Annotated in this window: 18 protein-coding genes; 15 read left to right on the forward strand and 3 right to left on the reverse strand. The window is 39.4% G+C overall.

Going from position 1 to position 22,212, the window contains the following annotated elements:
• Positions 1-197: 197 nt before the first annotated feature.
• Together cidR and M3183_RS10580 are read right to left on the reverse strand one after the other, a co-directional pair.
• Positions 198-1,085 (reverse strand): cidABC operon transcriptional activator CidR, encoded by an 888-nt coding sequence (cidR, locus tag M3183_RS10575; protein WP_251469288.1) that lies wholly within the window; start codon positions 1,083-1,085, stop codon positions 198-200.
• Positions 1,086-1,125: 40 nt separating this feature from the next.
• Complete coding sequence (locus M3183_RS10580) at positions 1,126-1,893, reverse strand: glycerophosphodiester phosphodiesterase family protein (RefSeq protein ID WP_251469289.1); 768 nt, start codon at positions 1,891-1,893, stop codon at positions 1,126-1,128.
• Positions 1,894-2,168: 275 nt separating this feature from the next.
• Between M3183_RS10580 and M3183_RS10585 the strand changes: the two genes are divergently transcribed.
• The 4 genes from M3183_RS10585 to M3183_RS10600 all read left to right on the forward strand — a co-directional run bounded on the left by M3183_RS10585 (position 2,169) and on the right by M3183_RS10600 (position 5,981).
• A complete protein-coding gene (locus M3183_RS10585; protein ID WP_251469290.1) occupies positions 2,169-3,119 on the forward strand; it encodes a hydroxyacid dehydrogenase in 951 nt (316 codons plus the stop codon).
• A gap of 128 nt (positions 3,120-3,247) precedes the next feature.
• Complete coding sequence (locus tag M3183_RS10590) at positions 3,248-3,583, forward strand: UxaA family hydrolase (RefSeq protein ID WP_251469291.1); 336 nt, start codon at positions 3,248-3,250, stop codon at positions 3,581-3,583.
• Positions 3,584-3,586: 3 nt separating this feature from the next.
• The gene (locus tag M3183_RS10595; RefSeq protein WP_251469293.1) at positions 3,587-4,744 is read left to right on the forward strand and encodes a UxaA family hydrolase; all 1,158 of its coding nucleotides are present in this window, start codon (positions 3,587-3,589) and stop codon (positions 4,742-4,744) included.
• A gap of 166 nt (positions 4,745-4,910) precedes the next feature.
• On the forward strand, positions 4,911-5,981 hold the full coding sequence (locus tag M3183_RS10600) for an Ldh family oxidoreductase (RefSeq protein ID WP_251469294.1): 1,071 nt from the start codon (positions 4,911-4,913) through the stop codon (positions 5,979-5,981).
• Between the two features lie 242 nt (positions 5,982-6,223).
• On the opposite strand, the gene M3183_RS10605 is transcribed toward M3183_RS10600, so the two are convergent.
• Positions 6,224-6,934: a FadR/GntR family transcriptional regulator gene (locus M3183_RS10605; protein WP_251469295.1), complete on the reverse strand. Its 711-nt coding sequence runs from the start codon at positions 6,932-6,934 to the stop codon at positions 6,224-6,226.
• A gap of 406 nt (positions 6,935-7,340) precedes the next feature.
• On the opposite strand from M3183_RS10605, the gene M3183_RS10610 reads away from it, so the two are divergent.
• The 11 genes from M3183_RS10610 (at position 7,341) to M3183_RS10660 (ending at position 21,991) form a co-directional block, all read left to right on the forward strand.
• Positions 7,341-8,351, forward strand: a complete 1,011-nt coding sequence (locus M3183_RS10610) for a TRAP transporter substrate-binding protein (RefSeq protein ID WP_251469296.1) — start codon at positions 7,341-7,343, stop codon at positions 8,349-8,351.
• Positions 8,352-8,444: 93 nt separating this feature from the next.
• Complete coding sequence (locus M3183_RS10615) at positions 8,445-9,014, forward strand: TRAP transporter small permease (protein WP_251469297.1); 570 nt, start codon at positions 8,445-8,447, stop codon at positions 9,012-9,014.
• 21 nt (positions 9,015-9,035) lie between these two features.
• Positions 9,036-10,310: a TRAP transporter large permease gene (locus M3183_RS10620; protein WP_251469298.1), complete on the forward strand. Its 1,275-nt coding sequence runs from the start codon at positions 9,036-9,038 to the stop codon at positions 10,308-10,310.
• Between the two features lie 418 nt (positions 10,311-10,728).
• Positions 10,729-12,582, forward strand: coding sequence for an ATP-dependent zinc metalloprotease FtsH (ftsH, locus tag M3183_RS10625; protein ID WP_251469299.1), 1,854 nt, complete (start codon positions 10,729-10,731; stop codon positions 12,580-12,582).
• 158 nt (positions 12,583-12,740) lie between these two features.
• Positions 12,741-15,080, forward strand: a complete 2,340-nt coding sequence (locus tag M3183_RS10630; protein WP_251469300.1) for a helix-turn-helix domain-containing protein — start codon at positions 12,741-12,743, stop codon at positions 15,078-15,080.
• Positions 15,081-15,332: 252 nt separating this feature from the next.
• Positions 15,333-16,739, forward strand: coding sequence for an MFS transporter (locus M3183_RS10635; RefSeq protein WP_251469301.1), 1,407 nt, complete (start codon positions 15,333-15,335; stop codon positions 16,737-16,739).
• Between the two features lie 55 nt (positions 16,740-16,794).
• Positions 16,795-17,982 (forward strand): M20 family metallopeptidase, encoded by a 1,188-nt coding sequence (locus M3183_RS10640; protein WP_251469303.1) that lies wholly within the window; start codon positions 16,795-16,797, stop codon positions 17,980-17,982.
• Between the two features lie 228 nt (positions 17,983-18,210).
• Entirely contained in the window at positions 18,211-18,543 is a 333-nt protein-coding gene (locus M3183_RS10645; protein ID WP_251469304.1) for an ArsR/SmtB family transcription factor, read from the forward strand.
• Positions 18,544-18,558: 15 nt separating this feature from the next.
• Positions 18,559-19,617, forward strand: coding sequence for an ACR3 family arsenite efflux transporter (gene arsB, locus M3183_RS10650; protein WP_311315359.1), 1,059 nt, complete (start codon positions 18,559-18,561; stop codon positions 19,615-19,617).
• Positions 19,618-19,642: 25 nt separating this feature from the next.
• Positions 19,643-20,065 carry an arsenate reductase (thioredoxin) gene (gene arsC, locus M3183_RS10655; RefSeq protein WP_251469305.1) on the forward strand — a complete coding sequence of 141 codons (423 nt, stop codon included), beginning with the start codon at positions 19,643-19,645 and terminating at the stop codon, positions 20,063-20,065.
• A gap of 1,242 nt (positions 20,066-21,307) precedes the next feature.
• Entirely contained in the window at positions 21,308-21,991 is a 684-nt protein-coding gene (locus M3183_RS10660) for a transaldolase family protein (RefSeq protein WP_251469306.1), read from the forward strand.
• The last annotated feature ends 221 nt before the right edge of the window (positions 21,992-22,212 follow it).

Raw genomic sequence — 22,212 nt, forward strand, 5'->3', positions numbered from 1 at the left:
GTAGAAAAAACCCTGTATCCACATTGGTAAAAGGATTTTTTGTTACGAACACAAGTGTATGCCTTATGATCGATATTGTAAAATGGTTATATTTCATCCATAGTATAGATGGTATCTATGTAAATGCTACCAAAGATTCTATGGGTAAATAGTTGGATAATAAAAAAAGACCGCTTTTTCCTAAAAAGAAAAAACAGTCACGATTTTACTCCTGCTTCTTGTTTCATGAAAGAAAGCCATTCTTTCGCCGCATAAGAGAGATATTGTTCTTTACTCCAGATGATCGCTAAATGCCAAGAGATGGTTGGATTTACAATTCTAATTGCTTTTACATGTTCCGGCAGGTCGAGGGTTATACTTTCCGGCAGCAGCGCAATTCCAAGGTGATTTGAAACCATTTCCTTTATAAAGGACTGCTGAGAGCTTTCGGAGATAATGATTGGTTGAAAACCAAGATTGGTGCATGACAAGATAATCCGATCATTTAAAGCAAAATCTTTATTAAATAATATAAAGGATTCTTGGGCCAATTCGACTAAATTGACTTCTTCACGTGATGCTAATGGGTGTGATGCAGGAAGGATAAGCTTCAAATCTTCTTCCAGTATTGAACAATAATCAAACAATTCAGGCCTGGTTGGGAGGACGACAATTCCTACATCAAGCAGGTTATTTTGTACTGCCTCTTCAATTTTTTTGGAGCCATCTTCAACTAATTGAAAGGTAATGCCAGGATATTTTTCATGAAATTTGCCTAAGATTTTGAGAAAATCCTGGGCATCAAAAATAGGGGGGAGCCCGATGCGAATATGTCCCTTTTTGAGACCGAACAGGTTATCAAGATCCGTACTTAAATTTTCCATCGCATGATTAATCAGTTTGGCATGCTCCAGGATAACCCGGCCGGCGTCTGTCAATGTTAACTGCTTTCGTGACCGATCAAAAAGAACAACTCCCAGTTCTTCTTCTAGATTTTTGATCATTTTGCTGATTGTCGGCTGAGTAATAAATAGTTCATCCGCTGCCCGCGAAAAACTATTCAGCCTTGCTACTTCAAGAAAATACTGCAAATGCTTAATATCCACTTCATTCACTCACCTTATCGAAGATTGCAGACTTCACTTTTTATGAACCGTCCATAAGCTTTCTGGCCCGATTTACATAGTCCGTGAAAAAGCCGTCTATCTTCCAATTCATCAGTTTTATCATATCCGTTTCATGATTGACCGTCCAGCAGTGGACTTGAAGCCGGTGCTGATGGGCTGCATTTACGAATGCCCGGCTGATTTTAGAAAAGTTGGGACCGACACCGTCAGCATAGGCCGAAACTTCCTTGAAATTTATATTTGCAGGGTTATCGCTTAATTGAATAAGCATAAGGCCGGGAGATTGTTGGTTGAGGTATTTAAGAATGCCTGCGTGGAACGATTCCACAATAACTTTCCCCCGCGGAATCTTCTGGCCGATTAAGTGATGTTTCCGTAAAATTTTAAGTAATTGATCTGCCGCTTTATAGTAAGGCTGGGTTCGTTTTAATTCAATATAATAGTTAACCGAGCTGCCAAATTCCTTTAAGATTTCCTCCAGAGCAGGAATGGTTTGACCGCGATAATGAGGCATTGCTTTTTCGGGGTATTTTTGATTGAACCAGGAACCGGCGTCAAGCATTTTCAATTGTGAAAGTGTAAACGTATTGACTTTCCCCCGTCCGTTTGTCGTCCGATTCACATCAGCATCATGAATCGCCACCAGTTTTCCATCTTTCGTCATGTGAATATCCAATTCCAGATAATCAGCTCCCTGTTCCTTTGCAAGCTGATAGGCTGCCATCGTATGCTCAGGTGCAAGACCTGAGGCCCCGCGGTGAGCAATAATTTTAACATCCCCTAACATGTCGGCCTCTACAGACGAAGAGATTATGACAAAACTTAATAGAAGAAATAGAACCCGCACAACATCATCACCATTCATCTATTTTGAACGTTTAGTATGTCCAATTAAACAGCCATTATGTGCTAAGAGAAGGCTCAACATCAAATCTCTTTAAAGGATTTTCCTTATCATCCTTTAAATGTTAAATACCTATTGACCAACAGATATAACGGTGTTTAAATAGAACTATAAAGTGGTTGGGTCTCTGAGCCATTTGAACAGAAAGGAGTTTTCCAATGAGAGTTTTGATCACAGAAATCATTTGGAATGAAGGTATTGAAGAACTAATCAAACAGGGTTTTGAAGTAGATTATGATGAAACGCTATGGAAACAGCGGGAAAAACTGCTTGATATGGTGAAAGATTATGATGCGCTGATTGTCCGGAATCAAACAAAGGTGGATCGTGAACTGTTAAATGCCGGCATTCAGCTGAAAGTTGTTGGCCGTCTGGGAGTGGGCCTTGATAACATTGATACAGCTCAAGCTAAAAAAAGGGGCATCCCAGTGGTTTATGCCCGTCATGCCAATGCCACCTCTGTAGCTGAATACGTTATGAATGCTGTCTTAAGTGCCAATCGTCCGCTTTATCTTGCTGATGAAGATATAAAAGCAGGAAATTGGAATCGTAAAAGTTTTACCGGGGGTGAAATTGCCGGAAAAACAATCGGTTTGATTGGTTTAGGTGAAATCTCGCACCGTGTTGCCAAACGGGCTTTTGCCTTTGGAATGAATGTAATCGGATATGACCCCTACATCACTGAAAATGACTACATTGTGACCGAGACCGGAGTTCAAGTAAAAGAAACGTTAGAAGAGGTTTTAACACAATCTGATTTTATTTCCATCCATGTTCCTCTTACACCAGCTACACATTATTTAATTTCTGAATCTGAATTGAACTTGATGAAATCTACAGCCTTTATCATTAATACTTCAAGAGGAGGGATTATTAATGAAACAGCACTCGCTGCAGCCTTAAATCAGCATACCATTGCAGGGGCATTTTTAGATGTGCTGGAAGTAGAACCGATTTCTCCGTCTAATAAGCTATTATTTTGTGAAACTGCGATGATCACTCCGCATATAGCCGGACTTACCGAAGAATCGCAAATAAGAACTTCTGTGTTAGTGGCAAAAGAAGCAGGGAAAATAGTGAAAGGCGAGAAATCTCTCTGCGTAATTTAGAAATATTTTTTTTAGAAAAAATAATTAGAAAATTTAAATATTATTATTGACGAATAGCCGCTATCGTGGTTTAATAAAAATATAGAAATTGGTTGGGTCACTGAGCCAATAACAAAGGAGGCTTTCTAATGGTAAACAATCAGGCAAGTACACTGAGCGAGAAACAGGAGAAAGTGGTTACCAGCACACACAAGTTTTTAATCCATCATCGCGGTGATCATGTTGGGGTAGCGACAAGCGAAATTAAGCAAGGGGAAAAGGTAGTCGGCGTTTATATGGATGATAATTCCGAAGTGGTGGTTACTGCTAAGGCCGATATTCCTTTAAGTCACAAAATCTCCCTGGTTAACCTTGAAAAGGATGAACCAGTACTGAAGTATGGCGTTCAAGTAGGCATCACAACTCAAAAATGGGAAATCGGCGACTATGTTCACACTCACAATATCAAAACGGCGAGGTGGTAGGAAATGGCACAACAACTTTATGGATATCGCAGAGAAAATGGAAAAGTAGGCATTCGAAATCATGTAATCATTTTACCAGTAGACGACATTTCTAACGCTGCTTGTGAAGCAGTTTCTAAGCAGATTCAAGGTACACTTGCACTGCCGCATGCATATGGCCGGTTACAATATGGTCCAGACCTTGATTTGCATTTTAGAACCATGATTGGGATTGGTTCCAATCCTAACGTTGCAGCGGTTATCGTGATCGGAATCGAAGAGAATTGGTCGAAGAAGATTGCTGACGGCATCGCTGAAACTGGTAAACCAGTATCCTATTTCTCTATTGAAAGAAATGGTGATTTAGAAATTATCCGTCAAGCTTCCTGGAAAGCAAAAGAATATGTTCAATGGGCAACAGAGCTTCAAAGAGTGCCAATTGAATTAAGCGAATTAACCGTAAGTATTAAATGTGGTGAATCTGACACAACTACTGGCTTAGGTTCATGCCCAACAGTATCTCAAGCAGTTGACCGTTTAGTTGATGCCGGCGCTACTGTTTTCTTCGGAGAAACTTCTGAATTAACAGGCGGTGAGCATTTGATTGCTGAACGTATGGCTACACCAGAACTTCGTGCGAAGTTTATGGATATCTACGATGATTATGTTGGAGAAATTGAATCCAAAGGGGTAGATTTACTAGGTTCTCAGCCAACTCAAGGGAATATTGCCGGAGGCCTTTCTACTATTGAAGAGAAGGCACTAGGAAACATTGCCAAAACAGGCTCTAAAGAGATCGTTGGTGTCCTTGACCCAGCTGAAAAGCCTGAAAACGGAAACGGTTTATATTTCATGGATACATCTTCTGCGGCAGCAGAATGTATTACCCTAATGGCAGCAGGCGGTGCAGTTCTTCACTTGTTCCCTACCGGCCAAGGTAATATTATTGGTAACCCAATCGAGCCTGTCGTTAAAATTACGGCTAATCCAATCACTGCTGCGACAATGAGCGAGCATATTGATGTGGATGTACAAGGTCTGCTTGCGCGCAGTATTACATTGGAAGAGGCTGGAGACCAGCTGATGGAAATAATTGCACGTACTGTGAACGGCCGTTTGACAAGTGCCGAGTCTCTGGGACATCGTGAATTTGTCATGACAAAATTATATCGCAGTGCATAATATCCAATTACTGGATGTAGTAAAGGGTATTATTACGCTTACATTTTCTCCCTACACATGTGGTGTGTAGGGAGTTCCCTTTTTAGTTGATAGATTCATATGGAAATGGGAAGATTCCCATAGTTTTTTTACATTCTGAAGAGAATAAAGAGTGAGGAGTTAATCAATGAGAACCTTCAGTACATCCGATCTACAGGAGTTTTGCAAACAAGTGCTGGTCAATGCTGGTATGAATTTGGAGGATGCTCTCGTGGCATCTGATTCTATAGTGAAGGCGAATTTGGAAGGCGTAGACAGCCATGGCATCAGCCGCCTCCCTATCTATGTAAGACGGTTTCGTGACGGGAGGATTAATATCAATCCAAACGTCCAATTAGTTCAAAAAACGGCTTCTGTGCTCCTGGCAGATGGGGATAACGGTCTTGGCCATGTGGTAAGTCATCGGGCAATTGTAAAAGGGATTGAAATGGCCAAGCAAAGCGGGATGTGTGCCATTGGTGTGAAAAATAGCAACCACTTTGGCACGGCCGCTTATTTTTGCCAGCTTGCCAGTGAGCAAAACCTTGCCTGTATAGCCTTTACCAATTCCCCGCCAGGCATTGCCCCGTGGGGAGGAAAAAATGCCTTCTTCGGAACAAACCCGATTGCTTTTGGATTTCCAACAGGTAATGACCAGCCTGTCATTATTGATTTATCGACAAGTATTGTAGCCAGAGGAAAAATTATTTTAGCGGCGAAGCAGGGACAGTCCATTCCTGACGGCTGGGCTATTGATGAGAACGGAGAACCGACAAATGATCCGAAAGAGGCCCTAAAAGGGTCTGTACTGCCTTTAGGCGGAGCAAAAGGATCCGCTTTGGCGCTGGCAGTCGAAATCCTTACAGGTATTCTGTCGGGTGCTGCTTTTGGCCCCCATGTCCATAATCTGTATGATGATAATGAAACGAAGCCTGCGAATGTCGGCCATTTCTTCATTCTGATGGACATCGAAAAATTCATGCATTTGCCGGTGTTTTTTGCCTCTATCGAGAATCTGCTGCAGGAAATGAAAGACGTTCCGCTTGCGCCGGGAAATAATGAAATAAGATATCCTGGAGAAAGACGCAAACGGGAGCGTGAGAAGCGTTTATCTGAAGGGATTTCCCTGTCATCTAGTGTTGAAGACGAGCTCATTAATATTGGAAAGGACTTTCATGTGCTATTTCCGGAACCAATCTCTCTTGAAAAAATTCAATGAATTGAAAAAAGGCTGTCACTTGGTCAGCCTTTTTTTGTTATATAGCGTACAATGTCAAAAACTTTTTTCTGTGGACAACCTCGAAATAGTTATCTGAATCCAGCTTCAGCGCCCAGCCCCTCGAGATTTTATGTTTGCAGGGGATGGACGCTAAGGAAAGCTTCTAAGAGAATCTGCATCACAGGACAGGCTGTGCTTGTTCCGAGGGTACTTGCGCTTTTTGTTCTTTTACTTAATACTGTTTATGCTTCCTTTATGCTTGTTTCTGAAATGGAATGTTCAACACTTTCAATATGCTCAGTCATATATACCTGTGCTAATTTAGCATCCTTTTGTTTGATGGCTTGTAATATTTTTGCGTGTTCCTTGATGGATTGAATGGCACGGCCTGGAATTTGAATGGATTTATTACGGGACTCTGATAATAAATCTATTAAATAGTTCATAATATTGATTAACACCACATTATGGGATTTATTGGCTAAAGTCATATGGAATTTGTGATCTAATTCTGCCAGCCTGTTATAATCAATGTCGGCACTGCTTACGATTTCCTGTGCTTCTGCCACAACCTGCTCTAATTCGTTAAACTCGTCATTTTCTGCATTATCGATTGCCCATTTCACTGTCCATTCCTCGAGGATTTTTCGTACAGAGAAGAAGTCTTTGATATGACTGGAGGAGACAAAAAAAGCTTCGGTCATCTTTTGAATTTGATGTTCTGGAGAAGCGACGAAAACTCCTGTCCCATGTTTAACAGTAAGGTATCCATAGGCTTCTAAAATTTTATAGGCTTCCCTCACCGTATTCCTGCTTACAGAGAGTTCAATTCCCATGTCTCTTTCTCCCGGGATCCGTTCCCCTACTTCATATTCACCTGCATGGATTTTTGCCTTAATCGTGTCTGCCACTTGTTCAGAAATACCTTTTCGATTAAATTTACTATTCTGCATGGATCATTCAACCTCCTTTTTTTAATAAAATTCATTTATTAATTATTTTAATTTTCTGTAAATATTGCTAAACATTTATTTAAATCAGACAGGAAAAAGTTTAAAATGTACTGGTAGAAAAGGGCAGTATTTTTTAGCTTTGAATAAAAGGGGCACCTTTTGAGAGCCGACGTTTGTTATTTATACTATGTCCAAATTGGTGCGGTGACCCAACCAATATAATTTTATTAAACCATGTTTAATTCTATGAATCAATGAATTTTTTTGACAAAAAATATTGATTTTTTAGAAAATTGAAATATAATAGGAAGAGTACTGGTTGGGTGACTGAACCAAGTGTTCTATTTTAGGCATTATTTTATTTGATTGAATGAAAGGGTTTACAAACGAATAGGGAGGATAGAAGATGAAGAAATGGTCTGTACTGATTGTAACGGTTTTAATGGTGTTCATTATTAGCACTGGCTGCTCTAATATGGCATCTGGCAAGAAGTCAAAAGCTGAATATGTGTTAAGGCTCGGGCATTTACAAACAGAGGATCACCCATATCATAAAGGGGCCTTAAAGTTCAAAGAGCTGGTAGAGAAGAGATCAAAGGGAAGAATTCAAATTGATATTTTCCCAAGCAGTCAGTTAGGAAACGGAAGGGACCAAATTGAAGGAGCGCAAATTGGTTCAATCCATTTTCATATCGGTTCTGTTGCGCCGGTAACCAATTTTGCACCGCAATTTAATGTGCTGAACTTACCTTATTTATTTGAAAGCCGTGAACATGCATTCCGGGTGCTGGATGGTAAAATTGGACAGGAGATTGCCGCTAATTTACCCAATAGGGGCCTGATGAATCTAGGGTATATGGAAAATGGCTGGAGACATATGACAAACAATGTCAGAACCTTCAAAACGGCAAAAGATGCAGCCGGCTTAAAAATCAGGGTCCAGGAATCACCGCCGTATATCTCCTTTGTTAAGGCACTTGGTTCTACACCTGTTCCTGTTCCGTTCGGTGAATTGTATACTGCATTGGAGCAGCATGTTGTGGATGGGCAGGAAAATCCATTAGCCCAAATTTACTTAAACAAATTTCAAGAAGTCCAAAAATACCTGACATTAACTTACCACAATTACGATGCAGCCGTTTTTATTATGAGTAAAACGACTTATGACACACTTCCTAAAGACCTTCAGAAAGTAATCAAAGAATCAGCGAAAGAAGCCATTCAATATGAAAGAAAAGTAGCGGCAGAAGATGAGAAAGTTCTGCTGGAGAATTTAAAGAAGACAGATATTAAAATTGAGGAACATCCTGACTTAGATTCCTTCAGAGAAGCAGTCAAACCGGTTTATAAAGAATTTGAAGATTCTATTGGCAAAGATTTATTAGATCGAATAGAAAAATTAAAAGATCCACAATAATGCAGGCGTTTATGGCAGGAAATGTTTGATCTTAAACGAAAATAGCTGATTAGATAAAGGGGTTTATTACATGTTTGGAGGTGCCATCGTTACATGAAATTTCTTACCGGGTTAAGTCAAAAAGTGAATAAAGTAAGTCAGGCTGTCCTGATTATACTCTTTGTGATTGCTTTTTTAGCTGCCGTATATTCCGTATTTTCGCGTTTTGTGCTCCAAAGTGCTTTTATGAGAAACATGCTGCCAATGGTTGACTTTTCTATTTTTAATTTTTCCTGGATTGAAGAGCTCATCCGCTATTTATTTATATGGATTGTTTTTATCGGCATTGGCATGGTTTATAAAAGCAAGGAACATGCACAGGTTGAAATGTTACAGCATTATCTGCCGGAAAAAATGAAACGAAAAGTGGCAGTATTAGTAGAAGTTGTGAATTCTGCCGTGTTTTTATTTTTGATTGTCTATGGCTCTAGTATCTTAAAATTTACCAGCCAGCAGATTTCGCCTTCCATGGGGCTTAATATGACTTTGATTTATAGTTCAGTTTTGGTTTGCTCTATTATCTGTCTTATTCATGCTGTTGTGAATATACTCGGTTTAGTGACTTCCAAAGATTCAAAGGTGGGAACGGCAAAAACCGGCACTACCGAAGAGATGCCTATTTAAATTTGTAAAGGGGGAGTATGAATGACGGTTGCAATAGTTGTCCTGGTTGTCCTGTTTTTGTTTATGTTTATAGGTGTTCCCATTGCGATTTCCTTAATTCTGGCATCCATTTCAGGCTTCTTAGCCAGTATTTACTATGTACCTTTAGAAGTAGTACCTCAAAGACTAATCACCTCTGTAGACTCTTTTCCACTATTAGCTATTCCATTCTTCATGCTGACGGGTGAATTTATGATGTCCGGCAGTATGGGGCAAAGAATCGCTGGATTTGCCTTTGCGACAGTTGGCTGGGTGCGGTCAGGACTTGCCCAGGTGTCCACTTTAACAAGTATGTTTTTTGCCGGTATTTCCGGTTCAGGTGCTGCCGATACAGCGGCTGTTGGTAAAATGATGATCCCGCTGATGGAACAAAAGGGGTATGACAAAGGTTTTGCTGCGGCAACCGTAGCAAGTGCCGGAACCATCGCGGTTGTTATACCGCCTTCCATTCCGATGATTGTTTACGGAGTAACGGCAGGTGTCTCGATAGGCGATTTATTTACGGCCGGAATTGTTCCTGGAATTTTAATTGGTTTATCGATTATGCTGTTAAACTATTGGATTACTAAAAAGAATCGCTATAGTGAAGAAGCAGGAAAGTTTGAATTTACCACATTTAAAAAGACTTTTATTGAAGGTATTTTAGCATTGATTTTACCGTTAATTATTATTTTCGGTATCAGGGGCGGTATTTTTACGCCAACGGAAGCCGGGGCTGTAGCTGCAGCTTATGCGTTTATTATTAATAAATTTGTGTATAGGGATATGAAATGGAGTGATATTCCTGAATGCTTTATTAAAGCAGGGAAAATGACCGCCATGGTTGTATTCATCATTGCTGCGGCTAACCTTTTCGGCTGGCTTTTGACGGCGGAGCAAATCCCGCATATGCTGGTAGAGCTTGTGTCAGGCTTCGCAGATAACCGTTACTTGGTTCTTCTAATGTTTACCGTTATCTTCTTTATTGCCGGCTGTTTCTTAAATGCTTCGGCTGCCATTACGATTCTAACGCCATTATTATTACCGATTGCCGTGGCTGCAGGAATTGACCCAGTTTTCTTCGGTCTGATTATGGTAGTGAACCTCTCCATCGGTATGATCACACCGCCGGTTGGGTTAGACCTCTTTGTCGTGAAAGGTATCGCGGAAGTCTCCTATGACAGGATTTTAAAAGCCATTGTTCCATTTGTCCTTGTCATGGTTGTTGATTTATTAATCATCACCTTCTTCCCGGCATTATCCATGTTTTGGATTTAAAGTGTTTGACATATTCCATTGGTACACCACTTTTCTATAAGGGCGTAAATCCGGAAAAAGGATTTGCGTCCTTTTTCATGATTGGCTCAGATTGTTTAAGAACGGAAAGATTAGGGAGGATTTTTCGTTAAAAGTTACATAAATACAAAGGGAAAGTCTAAATTATTCCAACTTATGTAGAATTAAAGTGGAATTGTGCAGAATAATACCTGGATTATGTAGAGAATCCCTTTAACTATGTAGAAAAGCCCGCCAATTATGTAGAATAAATTAGCTAAACAAAATCTATTCTTTGCATTGTGTTTTTTTCACAAACGAACCAAAGGAAACTTTTGAAATGATAACAGCAGGATTGGGCAAAATATATTCATTGCTGCAGAAATGGAGCAGTGATGAATAAAAAAGTGGGGGAACTGCAATGAAAGAAGTAAAACCGCCAAAAAAGCCGCTGATTTATTATTATGGCATTATTATAGTTGTTATTCTGCTGTTAAACTCCATTATCTTTCCAGCTATTAACCGCCATGCTGTGAAAGAGGTGGATTACGGGACATTTTTAACGATGGTGGAAAAAGGTCAAGTAAAAGAGGTTCAAATTGAGGATACCAATATTGTCTTCAAACCGAAGGGGAAAAGTGAATACAAGTACTATAAGACAGGAACCATGAATGACCCGGAACTGGTTGACCGTCTTCATCAAGCAAACGTTAAATTTGCCAAGGTCATTCCGAAGGAAAATTCGCCGCTGCTAAACTTCTTTTTAACGTGGATTTTGCCATTTCTTATTTTTATCGCTATTGGTCAATGGTTAATGCGTAAATTTCAAAGCAAAATGTTCGGCGGCGGAAATGCATTATCATTTGGAAAAAGCAATGCAAAAGTGTATGTTGAAGCCCAGACCGGCATTACCTTTAAAGATGTAGCCGGCCAGGATGAGGCAAAAGAGGCATTACAGGAAATTGTAGATTTTCTTGATGATCCGAAGAAATATGCGGAAATTGGCGCCAAAATTCCAAAAGGGGCACTATTAGTGGGACCTCCTGGAACCGGGAAAACCTTGCTGGCCAAAGCGGTTGCAGGGGAGTCTAAGGTGCCGTTCTTCTCGATTTCAGGGTCTGAATTTGTTGAGATGTTTGTCGGTATGGGGGCAGCGAGAGTACGAGACCTTTTTAAACAAGCCCAGGAAAAAGCCCCTTGTATTGTGTTTATTGATGAAATTGATGCAATCGGGAAAAGCCGGAATTCAGGTATGGCCGGCGGCAATGATGAACGGGAGCAGACATTGAACCAGCTTCTAACAGAAATGGACGGATTTGACGCGGATAAAGGTGTCGTCATTCTGGCTGCTACGAACAGGCCGGAAACCCTTGATAAAGCTCTGCTCAGACCAGGAAGATTTGACCGCCGGGTGCCAGTGGAACTGCCGGATCTTGCCGGCCGTGAAGCCATCTTACGGGTTCATGCGAAAAAAGTGAAGCTTGAAGCCAACATTGATTTTAATGTGATTGCCAGAGCAACATCAGGTGCATCAGGTGCGGATTTAGCAAATATTATAAATGAGGCGGCTCTTAGAGCAGTTCGCCTTGGACGAAATAAAGTGATTCAAAATGATTTGGAAGAATCCGTAGAAGTAGTCATTGCCGGCTATCAGCGCAAACATGCGGTCATTTCAATGAAAGATAAGTTAACGATATCCTACCATGAAATCGGGCATGCCTTGGTTGCCGCAAAACAAAGTCACTCGGCGCCTGTCCATAAAATCACGATTATTCCAAGAACATCAGGGGCGCTTGGCTACACGATGCAGGTGGATGAACATGAAACAATCTTAATGTCGAAAGAGCAGGCGTTAGCTAAAATTACCACCATTATGGGCGGGCGTGCAGCAGAGGAAGTGATTTTTAAAACCATTACTTCAGGCGCTTCCAACGATATTGAGCAAGCCACCAAAATCGCCCGGGCGATGGTGACGAGGTATGGGATGAGCAGCGAATTTGACATGATGGGGCTGGAAACGGTGAATAACCCGTATTTAGGCGGTGATACTACGTTAATGGTATCGGCAGAAACAGCCTCTAAAGTTGATACAGAGGTTCTGAACATTATCAAAGACTGCCATCAGAAGGCAAAAGAAATACTCCGGGATAATATGGAAAAACTGCATGAACTAACTAAATTCTTATTGGAAAAGGAAACCATCACTGGAGAAGAATTTATGAACATATTGACAGGTAAACATGAAACCAATTCTCCAACACTTGTGAAGGAGTAGTGCTTCAACTTCAATCAGAAACAATAGCACAACTGGCGAATCATGGCTGGTTGTGTTTTTTGTTCTAGTTTGCCATTTAGAGGCCAGCGGTATGAATGCTCTAAGTAGATATGATACTCTAAATAAAATAGGACAAAGTTTAAAAGAGAGGTTAATGAATGGATAACTCGGAGAACTTTCAATTAAATTTACAAAACATAGAGTTTTTATCATCAAGAATCTATCCTGGAATTGAAATTCTTCTTGTTCTCGATGGTGAAATAATAGTTGAAACGGATAGTGGAATTTATCAGATGAAAGAAAATGATCTGCTTGTTATAAACCGAAATCAAGTAGTTCAAGTTCGTGCAGTGAAGCATAACACTGTTTTTTCATTAAGAATTCCAGATGCATTTATTTCCAAATATTATGAAGAGTATCGTCACTACCAATTCCATTTATTTTCCGGGCAAATTGATCGGGGAAAAGAAAATATTTTAGCACAGCTGCGAAAATCTCTCGCTGAGCTGTTGGTCACCTATTGCAGGCATGAAAATGAAGGTCAGCTCGAAATACATATCTTAATCTGTAAAATTTTACTTACGCTTATTCTTAGATTTAAGGGAGAACGAAGCCATATTGAAGAAGAGAATGTGAAGGATCAGCGCTTAAAAGAGATTATATCTCATATAAAACAGCACTTTGACGAACCGATTACATTAGAGGAAGTTGCTGCACACTTTTATTTATCTCCCAGTTATTTCTCGCGCTATTTTAAACAGCAATTAGGTATTGGCTTTAGCCGCTTTTTAATGAACATTCGGTTAGAACACAGTGTAAAAGATTTATTGTATACAAAAGATTCTATCACATTTATTTCCATGAAAAATGGCTTTCCTAATGCAAAATCTTTTACAAATTTATTTAAAGAGGTGTACGGAGAGACACCACATTCTTTTCGTGAGAAGAATGCCCAGGAAGAAATGAGCTTAGTTAACAATTTCCAATTGGAAGATTCAGGGACATTGCTGAATTCTCCTGAAATTATAATGAAATTAGGTGTTTTAGTATCAGAAGGGGATCATACATCGTCTTTAAGTAATACAGAAACTCACTCCGAAGAATTAAAAATCGATTTATCTTCAACAAACAGGAAAGTTTGCATTCATCCAAATAATATTTTAATGATTGGCGAATTGAGAGAATTGCAGAAAGAAAACGTTCGGACCCAGGTGTTATTAGCTAAAAAAGGGGTACAAATAAAATATATTGGCATTCACAAGTTATTAAGCGGAAGAACCATTCCCACGGCAGTAGAAACGGATGAATTAATCCCAACAACATCCCCTTACTATAATTCTGATGAAGTGATCCAATTTATAAAAACAAATGATTTATCCTTATTTATTCAAATTGGGTACAAAGGAATTGCCTCAGATGAAAAGGCATACTTTCAAAAACTTGAACATTTTTTAAGACATTGTTTGCAGGTGTTCGGTGAAACGTATGTAAGTTCCTGGTATTTTATGTACGTAACGAATGATGAAACGATAGACAGTAAAAAAATACAAGACTTTTATTTAACATTATACAAATTATTGAAAACGATCGTTCCTTCTATTCAAGTTGGCTTATTAGTACCATTTTCATTCCAAACTGGAACGACAGATGACAAGCATAAATGGATCCTGCACCAACAAGAGCAATTTGACTTTATTGCTTATCAAGCGAGTTCGAATGAAATCGTTGATTTTACGGACATCATCAATGATAATTATCTGCTGGCAAAAGACTTTATTAAGAAAAAAACGGAGAAATTAAAACGCTATTTAAAAAGTCATTCGATAGAGAAACCCCTCCATTTGATTACTTGGAGTTCCTTTTCAGGAAATACCCGTTACACAAATGGGGTATTTTTTCGAGGCGCATTAATATTGAATGATGCGATGTCCGTGGCAGAAGATGTGCAATCACTTGGTTTCTGGATCAATACGGAAATACATGAAAGAACCGTTGGGGCAAAGAATATTCCATTAGAAGGAATGGAACTGTTTCATTATTTTTCAGGAAAACGTCCTGCTTATTATGCGATGTCCTTTTTAAACAGGCTGCAGGGAAAAGTAATCACAAAAGGTGCTAACCATATTATGGTGGAAAATGCATCAGGTTATCAGATTGTTTTAATGAACAACCATATTGTTAATCCCTATTTTTCTATAGAAGAAACATTTTTACAAAAATTAATGAAGGAAGTACGAGTCACCATTAAAGGAATCCCTGAAGGAGAATATCAAATACGTAAATATGTTTTTGATAAGGATCATGGGGCCTTGTATAAGAATTGGTGGGAAAATAACAGTAAATTTGGACTGGATACAGAAATTGTTGATTATATTACACAATCAAGTCAACCTTCTTTAGAAGTATTTGATGAAAAGATTGACGGGGAATGGTCGTTTTATTCTTACTTAACGATTAATGCGATTCACTTTTTTGATATCAGAAAAGTATTCGTTTAAAAAGTGGTTCTTTTCATGAACAAGCTTTTGTTTTAAATAGCCTTTTTTAAAGGTAAAAAATTGACCGTCAAAATTTATTTAAATCATTTCCATGTTTATAATTGCACGAACCAAATCACCTGATTTGGATAAAAAATGACTCCTTTTTAAAGGGGTCATTTTTTATAATAAAGACACATAACACCGGTGTTGTAAGAAAAGGATATGAAAGAGCAAAACATTTGAAAATTTGGCATTCCAGGGGGTAAATAAATGGAAGCTTATAAAGGTACAAATAAATTGATTATCGGTATTGTATTCGGCGTTATTACCTTTTGGCTGTTCGCTCAAGCCATGGTAAATGTAGTGCCTGCTGTACAATCAGATTTAGGCATTTCACTTGGAACATTGAATATTGCCATTAGTTTAACTTCGTTATTCTCAGGTATGTTTATCGTAGGGGCCGGTGGTTTAGCGGATAAAGTTGGGCGGAAAAAAATTACGTATATTGGGTTGATTTTGAGTATTATTGGCTCTTTACTACTGGTTATCACACAGGGGGCAGCCTTACTCATTATCGGCCGTATTATTCAGGGGCTTTCAGCAGCATGTATCATGCCTGCAACAATTGCTTTAATGAAAGAATATTTTGAGGGAGCAGACCGTCAGCGTGCTCTAAGCTTTTGGTCAATCGGGTCTTGGGGCGGCTCAGGAGTTTGTTCATTCGCGGGTGGAGCCATTGCCACCTATATGGGCTGGAGATGGATCTTCATCTTTTCCATTGTTTTTGCGCTTCTAGGAATGTATCTCATTAAAGATACCCCGGAAAGTAAAGGAGAATCAAAAGGTCGTTTTACATTTGATGTTACAGGCTTAATTATTTTAATTATCACGATGCTTGCTTTGAATCTTTTCATTACCCGCGGAGCGGATTGGGGATGGACAAGCACTTTTACTTTAGTTAGTTTAGCTGTTGCCGTTATTGGAATTATTGTTTTTGTTAAAGTTGAAAAGAACAATGTTAAAGCGCTGATTGACTTCTCTTTGTTTAAAAATAAACCATATGCAGGTGCTACTTATTCGAACTTCTTATTAAACGCGGTAGCAGGTACATTAGTGGTTGCTAATACCTATGTTCAAGTGGGGCGTGGATTTACTGCCTTCCAATCAGGGATGCTATCACTTGGTTACTTAATCGCCGTTTTGGCAATGATTCGTGTTGGTGAGAAAATTCTCCAAAAAGCAGGTGCTAAATCTCCAATGATATGGGGAACGGTCATCACTACAGTTGGTGTAGCACTTATGGGTCTAACCTTCTTACCAGGAGTGGCTTATACGGTTGTGGTATTCATTGGTTTTGCATTATTTGGTTTAGGACTGGGCATCTATGCTACTCCATCCACAGATACTTCAGTATCAAATGCTCCTTCAGATAAAGTTGGGTCAGCTGCAGGGGTTTACAAAATGGCAAGCTCGCTTGGCGGGGCATTTGGTGTTGCGATTTCAGCAGCAGTTTATGGTGCCATCGCTGTGGTCGGCAGTAAAGAAATGGCAGCAACATCCGGGATTATAGTCAATGTGATCTTTGGAGTATTGGCACTTATTTCAATTATGGCAATGGTGCCGAAAAACGCGGGAAAAGAGCATCAAGAAGTACTGCTCAATAAAAAGGCTGGTTAATGTTTTCAATAGCCATCGTAACGAATGTGAAAAAATGAAATGGAGGTAATTCCAGATGAGAGATACATTAATGAAAATGTTGGAAGACCGTAAAGAGGAAATGATTCAAATTCGTCGATATCTTCATGAACACCCTGAATTATCCTTTCAAGAAGTAAACACAAGCAAATATATTGAAGAGTTTTATAAAGGAAAAGATGTGGAAGTACAAACCAAGGTTGGCGGAGGGCATGGCATCATCGTCACCATTAAAGGTGGGAAACCAGGAAAAACAATTGGGCTGCGCGCGGACTTCGATGCTCTTCCCATTTTTGAAGAGACAGATGTCCCATTTAAATCGCAAAATCCAGGTGTCATGCATGCTTGTGGTCATGATGGACATACAGCCTACTTAATGGTGCTGGCAGACTGCTTAATCCAGCTAAAGGATGAAATTCCCGGTACGATTAAAATCATCCACCAGCCAGCTGAAGAGGTGCCGCCTGGTGGTGCAATCGGGATGATAAAATCCGGCCTTCTTGATGATTTAGATGCCATTTATGGCATTCATTTATTACCAATGGGGCCTGCAGGAACTGTAGGCTATCATGCTGGCTATTCTTTCAATGGAAGAGCCTACATGAAACTGAAAATTCAAGGCAGGGGCGGACATGGCTCCTCTCCTAATTTAGCAAATGATGCCATTGTTGCGGGTTCTTATTTTGTTACAGCCGTTCAAACCATCATCAGCCGCCGGTTAAGCCCTTTCGATGTGGGCGTTATTACCATTGGATCATTTGACGGTAAAGGCACATTCAACGTGATTAAAGACAGTGTGGAGCTTGAAGGCGATATCCGTTATATGACCATGGAGACAAAAGAAACGATTGAGAAAGAAGTCAAACGGATTGTAAGAGGAATTGAAGAGGAATTTGGCGTAACATGTGAGCTTATCTATACTCCGGATTATCCGCCTTTATATAACAACCCTGAGCTGACCGAAAAGGTTGCTGAGAGCTTACGAAGCATGAATGATAAAGATATTAAAGAGGTGAAGGAATTCCCGGCATTACCGCCATCCGAAGACTTTGCACATTATGCTGAAAAATTCCCGGCCTGCTTCTTTTACATTGCATGTTCACCAAAAGGGGTGGAAAAACCTTACTTCAATCATCATCCTAAATTTGATATTGATGAGGATGCACTTCTTGTAGCGGCCAAAGCGGTTGGACAAGTAGTTTGCAGTTATTTTGAAGTGGAATAAAGAAAACGTTCAAAACCCATTATACTGAAAAAAGGGATATTGCCAAGCGGGAATATTTCAAAATAAATTTGGCCTGCATTTTGACCTGAGATTGAGATAACCGTTTCGGTCGGTTATCTCTTTTTTATTTACAAACACTTAACATCTTAAAGCTTGAAGGCATCATGGATTTCATTTATATTTATATAAGCAAATAGTTATATAGTAATATAGAGGGGGATTACTTAGATGGAATTAGATCGCGCCGCCCTTTGCTTAAAGCTTTTGGGGGATAAAACACGTTTGACCATGATTTCCATTCTGAAGCATCGAGATTGCTGTGTATGTGAATTTCAAGAAGTTTTTGACATGAGTCAGCCTTCTATCAGTCAGCATCTGCGGAAGTTAAAGGATGCTGGAATCGTAACCGAGTCAAGAAAAGGACAATGGGTGTATTATTCCTTAAACCAACAAAGCGACTTGTTCGAACTCATCCATGATATTTTGAAACATGCTCCGGATCAGACAGAGAGAATGATTCAAATAGAAAAAAGCAATGCGACGCTTCGGTGCGGCTGTTAAGGGGGAAATAGGAAAGTGAGTACAAATACAGAAAAAAAAAGGCTGTCATTTCTAGACCGATACTTAACACTTTGGATCTTTTTGGCGATGGCAGCAGGTGTTGGTTTAGGTTTCGTTTTTCCAAGTATGGCAAACGGATTAAACCAATTACAGATAGGAACCACATCTGTTCCACTTGCAATTGGCTTAATATTAATGATGTATCCGCCGCTCGCAAAAGTCCGCTACGAAGAGATTGGCCGAGTCTTTAAAGATGTTAAGGTATTGGCCTTATCTCTTTTCCAAAACTGGATTATCGGGCCGATTTTAATGTTTATCCTTGCCATCATTTTTCTTCCGGATAAACCGGAGTACATGGTTGGACTCATCATGATAGGCTTGGCACGTTGTATTGCAATGGTTATTGTATGGAATGATTTGGCTAAAGGAGATACCGAATATGCTGCTGGTTTAGTTGCATTTAATGCTATTTTCCAAGTGCTATTTTTCTCTGTATATGCTTATTTATTTGTCACGATCATTCCAAAATGGATTGGGATTCAAGGTGCGGTTGTAAACATCACAATGGCTGAGACCGCTAAGTCTGTTTTCATTTATCTGGGCATCCCATTTATAGCTGGAATGCTGACACGTTTTACGCTTGTAAAAGCAAAAGGGAGACAGTGGTACGAGAAAGTATTTGTTCCTAAAATCAGCCCTATTACGTTAATTGCCCTGATATTTACGATCATCATCATGTTCTCTTTAAAAGGAAATATGATTGTAAGTCTGCCATTGGATGTGGTGCGGGTTGCCATCCCATTATTCCTTTACTTTTTGTTCATGTTCTTTGTCTCTTTCTTCCTTGGGAGAAAAATCGGGGCGGACTACCCTGTTACCACCACTCTTTCTTTTACAGCAGGAAGTAATAATTTTGAGTTAGCCATCGCTGTAACAGTAGGTGTGTTTGGTATTCATTCCGGCGCTGCCTTTGCAGCAGTCATTGGACCCCTTGTAGAAGTCCCTGTCATGATTGCGTTAGTGAATGTAGCATTAAAATTTAAAGAAAAGTATTTTAAAGAACATACAGCGTAAAACGATTAAAAAGGTGGAAAACAACATGGAAAATAAAAAGAAAATTTATTTTTTATGCACAGGAAATTCCTGCCGCAGCCAAATGGCCGAAGGATGGGCCAAGAAATACTTAGGCGGTAAATGGGAAGTACGGAGTGCAGGGATTGAAACACATGGATTGAACCCCAATGCTGTAAAAGCAATGAAAGAGGCTGGAGTCGATATTTCAAATCATACTTCTGATCTTATCGACCCAGACTATTTAAACAGCGCAGATTTGGTTGTAACATTATGTGGTGATGCTGCCGACAAATGCCCTGTTACACCGCCAAGTGTAAAACGTGTTCATTGGGGATTTGATGACCCTGCAAAAGCACAAGGAACAGAAGATGAAAAATGGGAATTCTTCCAACGTGTTCGTGATGAGATAAGAGACCGTATTCAGCATTTTGCTGAAACAGGAGAATAAGGCTGGAGATATCTGATTTTATTTCCAAGCTATTTTAGATAAAATGAATGTGCAATACGGCAGGAGGAGGCTGGGAACATGATTATTACAGATGAAGCTCGTGATGAACTTAAACGAATGTTCATGGAAGAGAATGCAAATAGTATTCGTATTTTTTTCGATGGCTATGGCTGAGGACAGCCAAGAATAGGACTGGCTCTGGATGAGCCGGAAGCAGACGATATTATCGTCACCATTAATGATATTAAGACAGCAATTGACCCCATCATTGAACCGAATACGGAAGACCTAATTCTTGAACGAAGCGGGAATGGAAAAGGAATTTCCATGATAGGGAATACAGGGAGATGCTGTTAAAAATGTAATTTCAAAAGAAAGGGTCTAACATATTGTTAAGTAGTTCCGTTTCGGTGGAGAAACATACCAAATAGTATGTTAATTAGCAGACCAAATCGCATATGATTTGGTCTCTTATTTTCCTCTTATATATCAACAATTATGAGATATTACCACTTTAATTAGGGAGCAAAATCGCAGCCTAAAAACATATTGACAATAATTATTGTCAACGTGCTAATTACTATGTGAATTCGTATGCAATTTGCTATGTTGTTTTTTAATGAGGTTCACTTGGTTTTTTTGAAACATATGTAGTCTAATCCATAATGGGGTAACCGGCGAAGGTAAAATAAGCGGAGATTTTTCCGCTATATGCAGAACGGAGCTCGTTTCGGGGAATATAAGGGGAGTTTTTCCGCTTATTCAAAGCAAAATTACCTATTTTCACATTTTTCGAGTCAATAGGCGGAAACCCTCCGTCTATTTTAGCTATTTTCAGTGTTTTTTGTTACTTAAGGGGAAATTCTCCGCCTATTTATCAAACTTGCCTTAGCATTTAACGACTTGTACAACTTCTCCATATTAAAGACAAAAATCCCAAGCTTTTTTGTGTGCTAGTTATATTGTTAATTACTTGTCATTCATGCTGCGATTTTAGACTTTCTCCACGTTATCGGAACTACTTAACTTATTGTCTGACCCTTTTTTTGTGTGTCAACAAATTTATCCAAAAAATTTGATTCATTTTGCAAAGGCAATAAAGATCGGATCATTGGGCCATAGAGGCAGGCACCAAGCTTAAGGTTGAAAGTGAATCAGTGCTTGTTTGTGCTAAAATTAGAAGGAATATAAACATCAGGCTTACTCTTTAGGTTACGCCTTATTTTTTAGGAGGAAACATTCATGAGATTATACATTGATTCAGCGGATCTGAAGGAAATTGCTTTTTTAAATGAGTACTATCCTATTTCCGGTGTGACAACCAATCCTTCCATTATTGTGAAAGAAAACCGTCCTTATTTGGAATTACTGACAGAAATCAGGGGAATTATTGGCGAAGAAAAAGAATTATTTGTTCAAGTGATTGGCGATACAGCTGAAGAAATGGTGGATGAGGCAAAGTTCATAAACCAGCAAATTTCCGGTAATGTGGTCGTAAAAGTTCCGGTAACGGAAGAAGGATTAAAGGCAATTAAATTGCTTTCTGAAGAGAATATTCCTTCTCTTGCCACCACCATTTATACATCTTTCCAAGCTTTAATGGCAGCCATGGCCGGTGCAAAATATGTGGCACCATATGTGAACAGGATTGATAATTTAACGGGCAGCGGCGTAAATGTAACAGCAGAGATTGTTGAATTATTCGCATCTTACCATCTGTCAACAGAAGTATTAGCGGCTAGTTTTAAGAATGTGCAGCAAGTACATGATGTATGTCTTGCTGGTGCGCAAACAGCTACAGTGGCCCCTGACATTATCAAGAAATTTATCGCTTTCCCTTCAACATCCCAGGATGTGGCGGTATTTAAGAAAGAATGGCAGAATGTGTACGGCAGTGATAAAACGAATCTGATCAATTCAAAATAATAGAATAGGAGTTTCGGAGGCCCTGAGATGACTGAAAAAAGATGTGGATTACTCTAAATTTCTATCTAAATTTATGAAAAAAGGTACAGCCCGGCAGTAGTATTTACATCAGGCTGTGACTTTTTTTATTTATGCTGTTTTGGTCGGGGAGGCATCATTACTTGATTCTATATGAAAAATTCTTTTTAATGAAATCATACTTATTTTGTAAAGGAGGATTT

The organism is Neobacillus mesonae, assembly GCF_023715155.1.
GTDB classification, from domain to species: domain Bacteria; phylum Bacillota; class Bacilli; order Bacillales; family Cytobacillaceae; genus Neobacillus; species Neobacillus mesonae_A.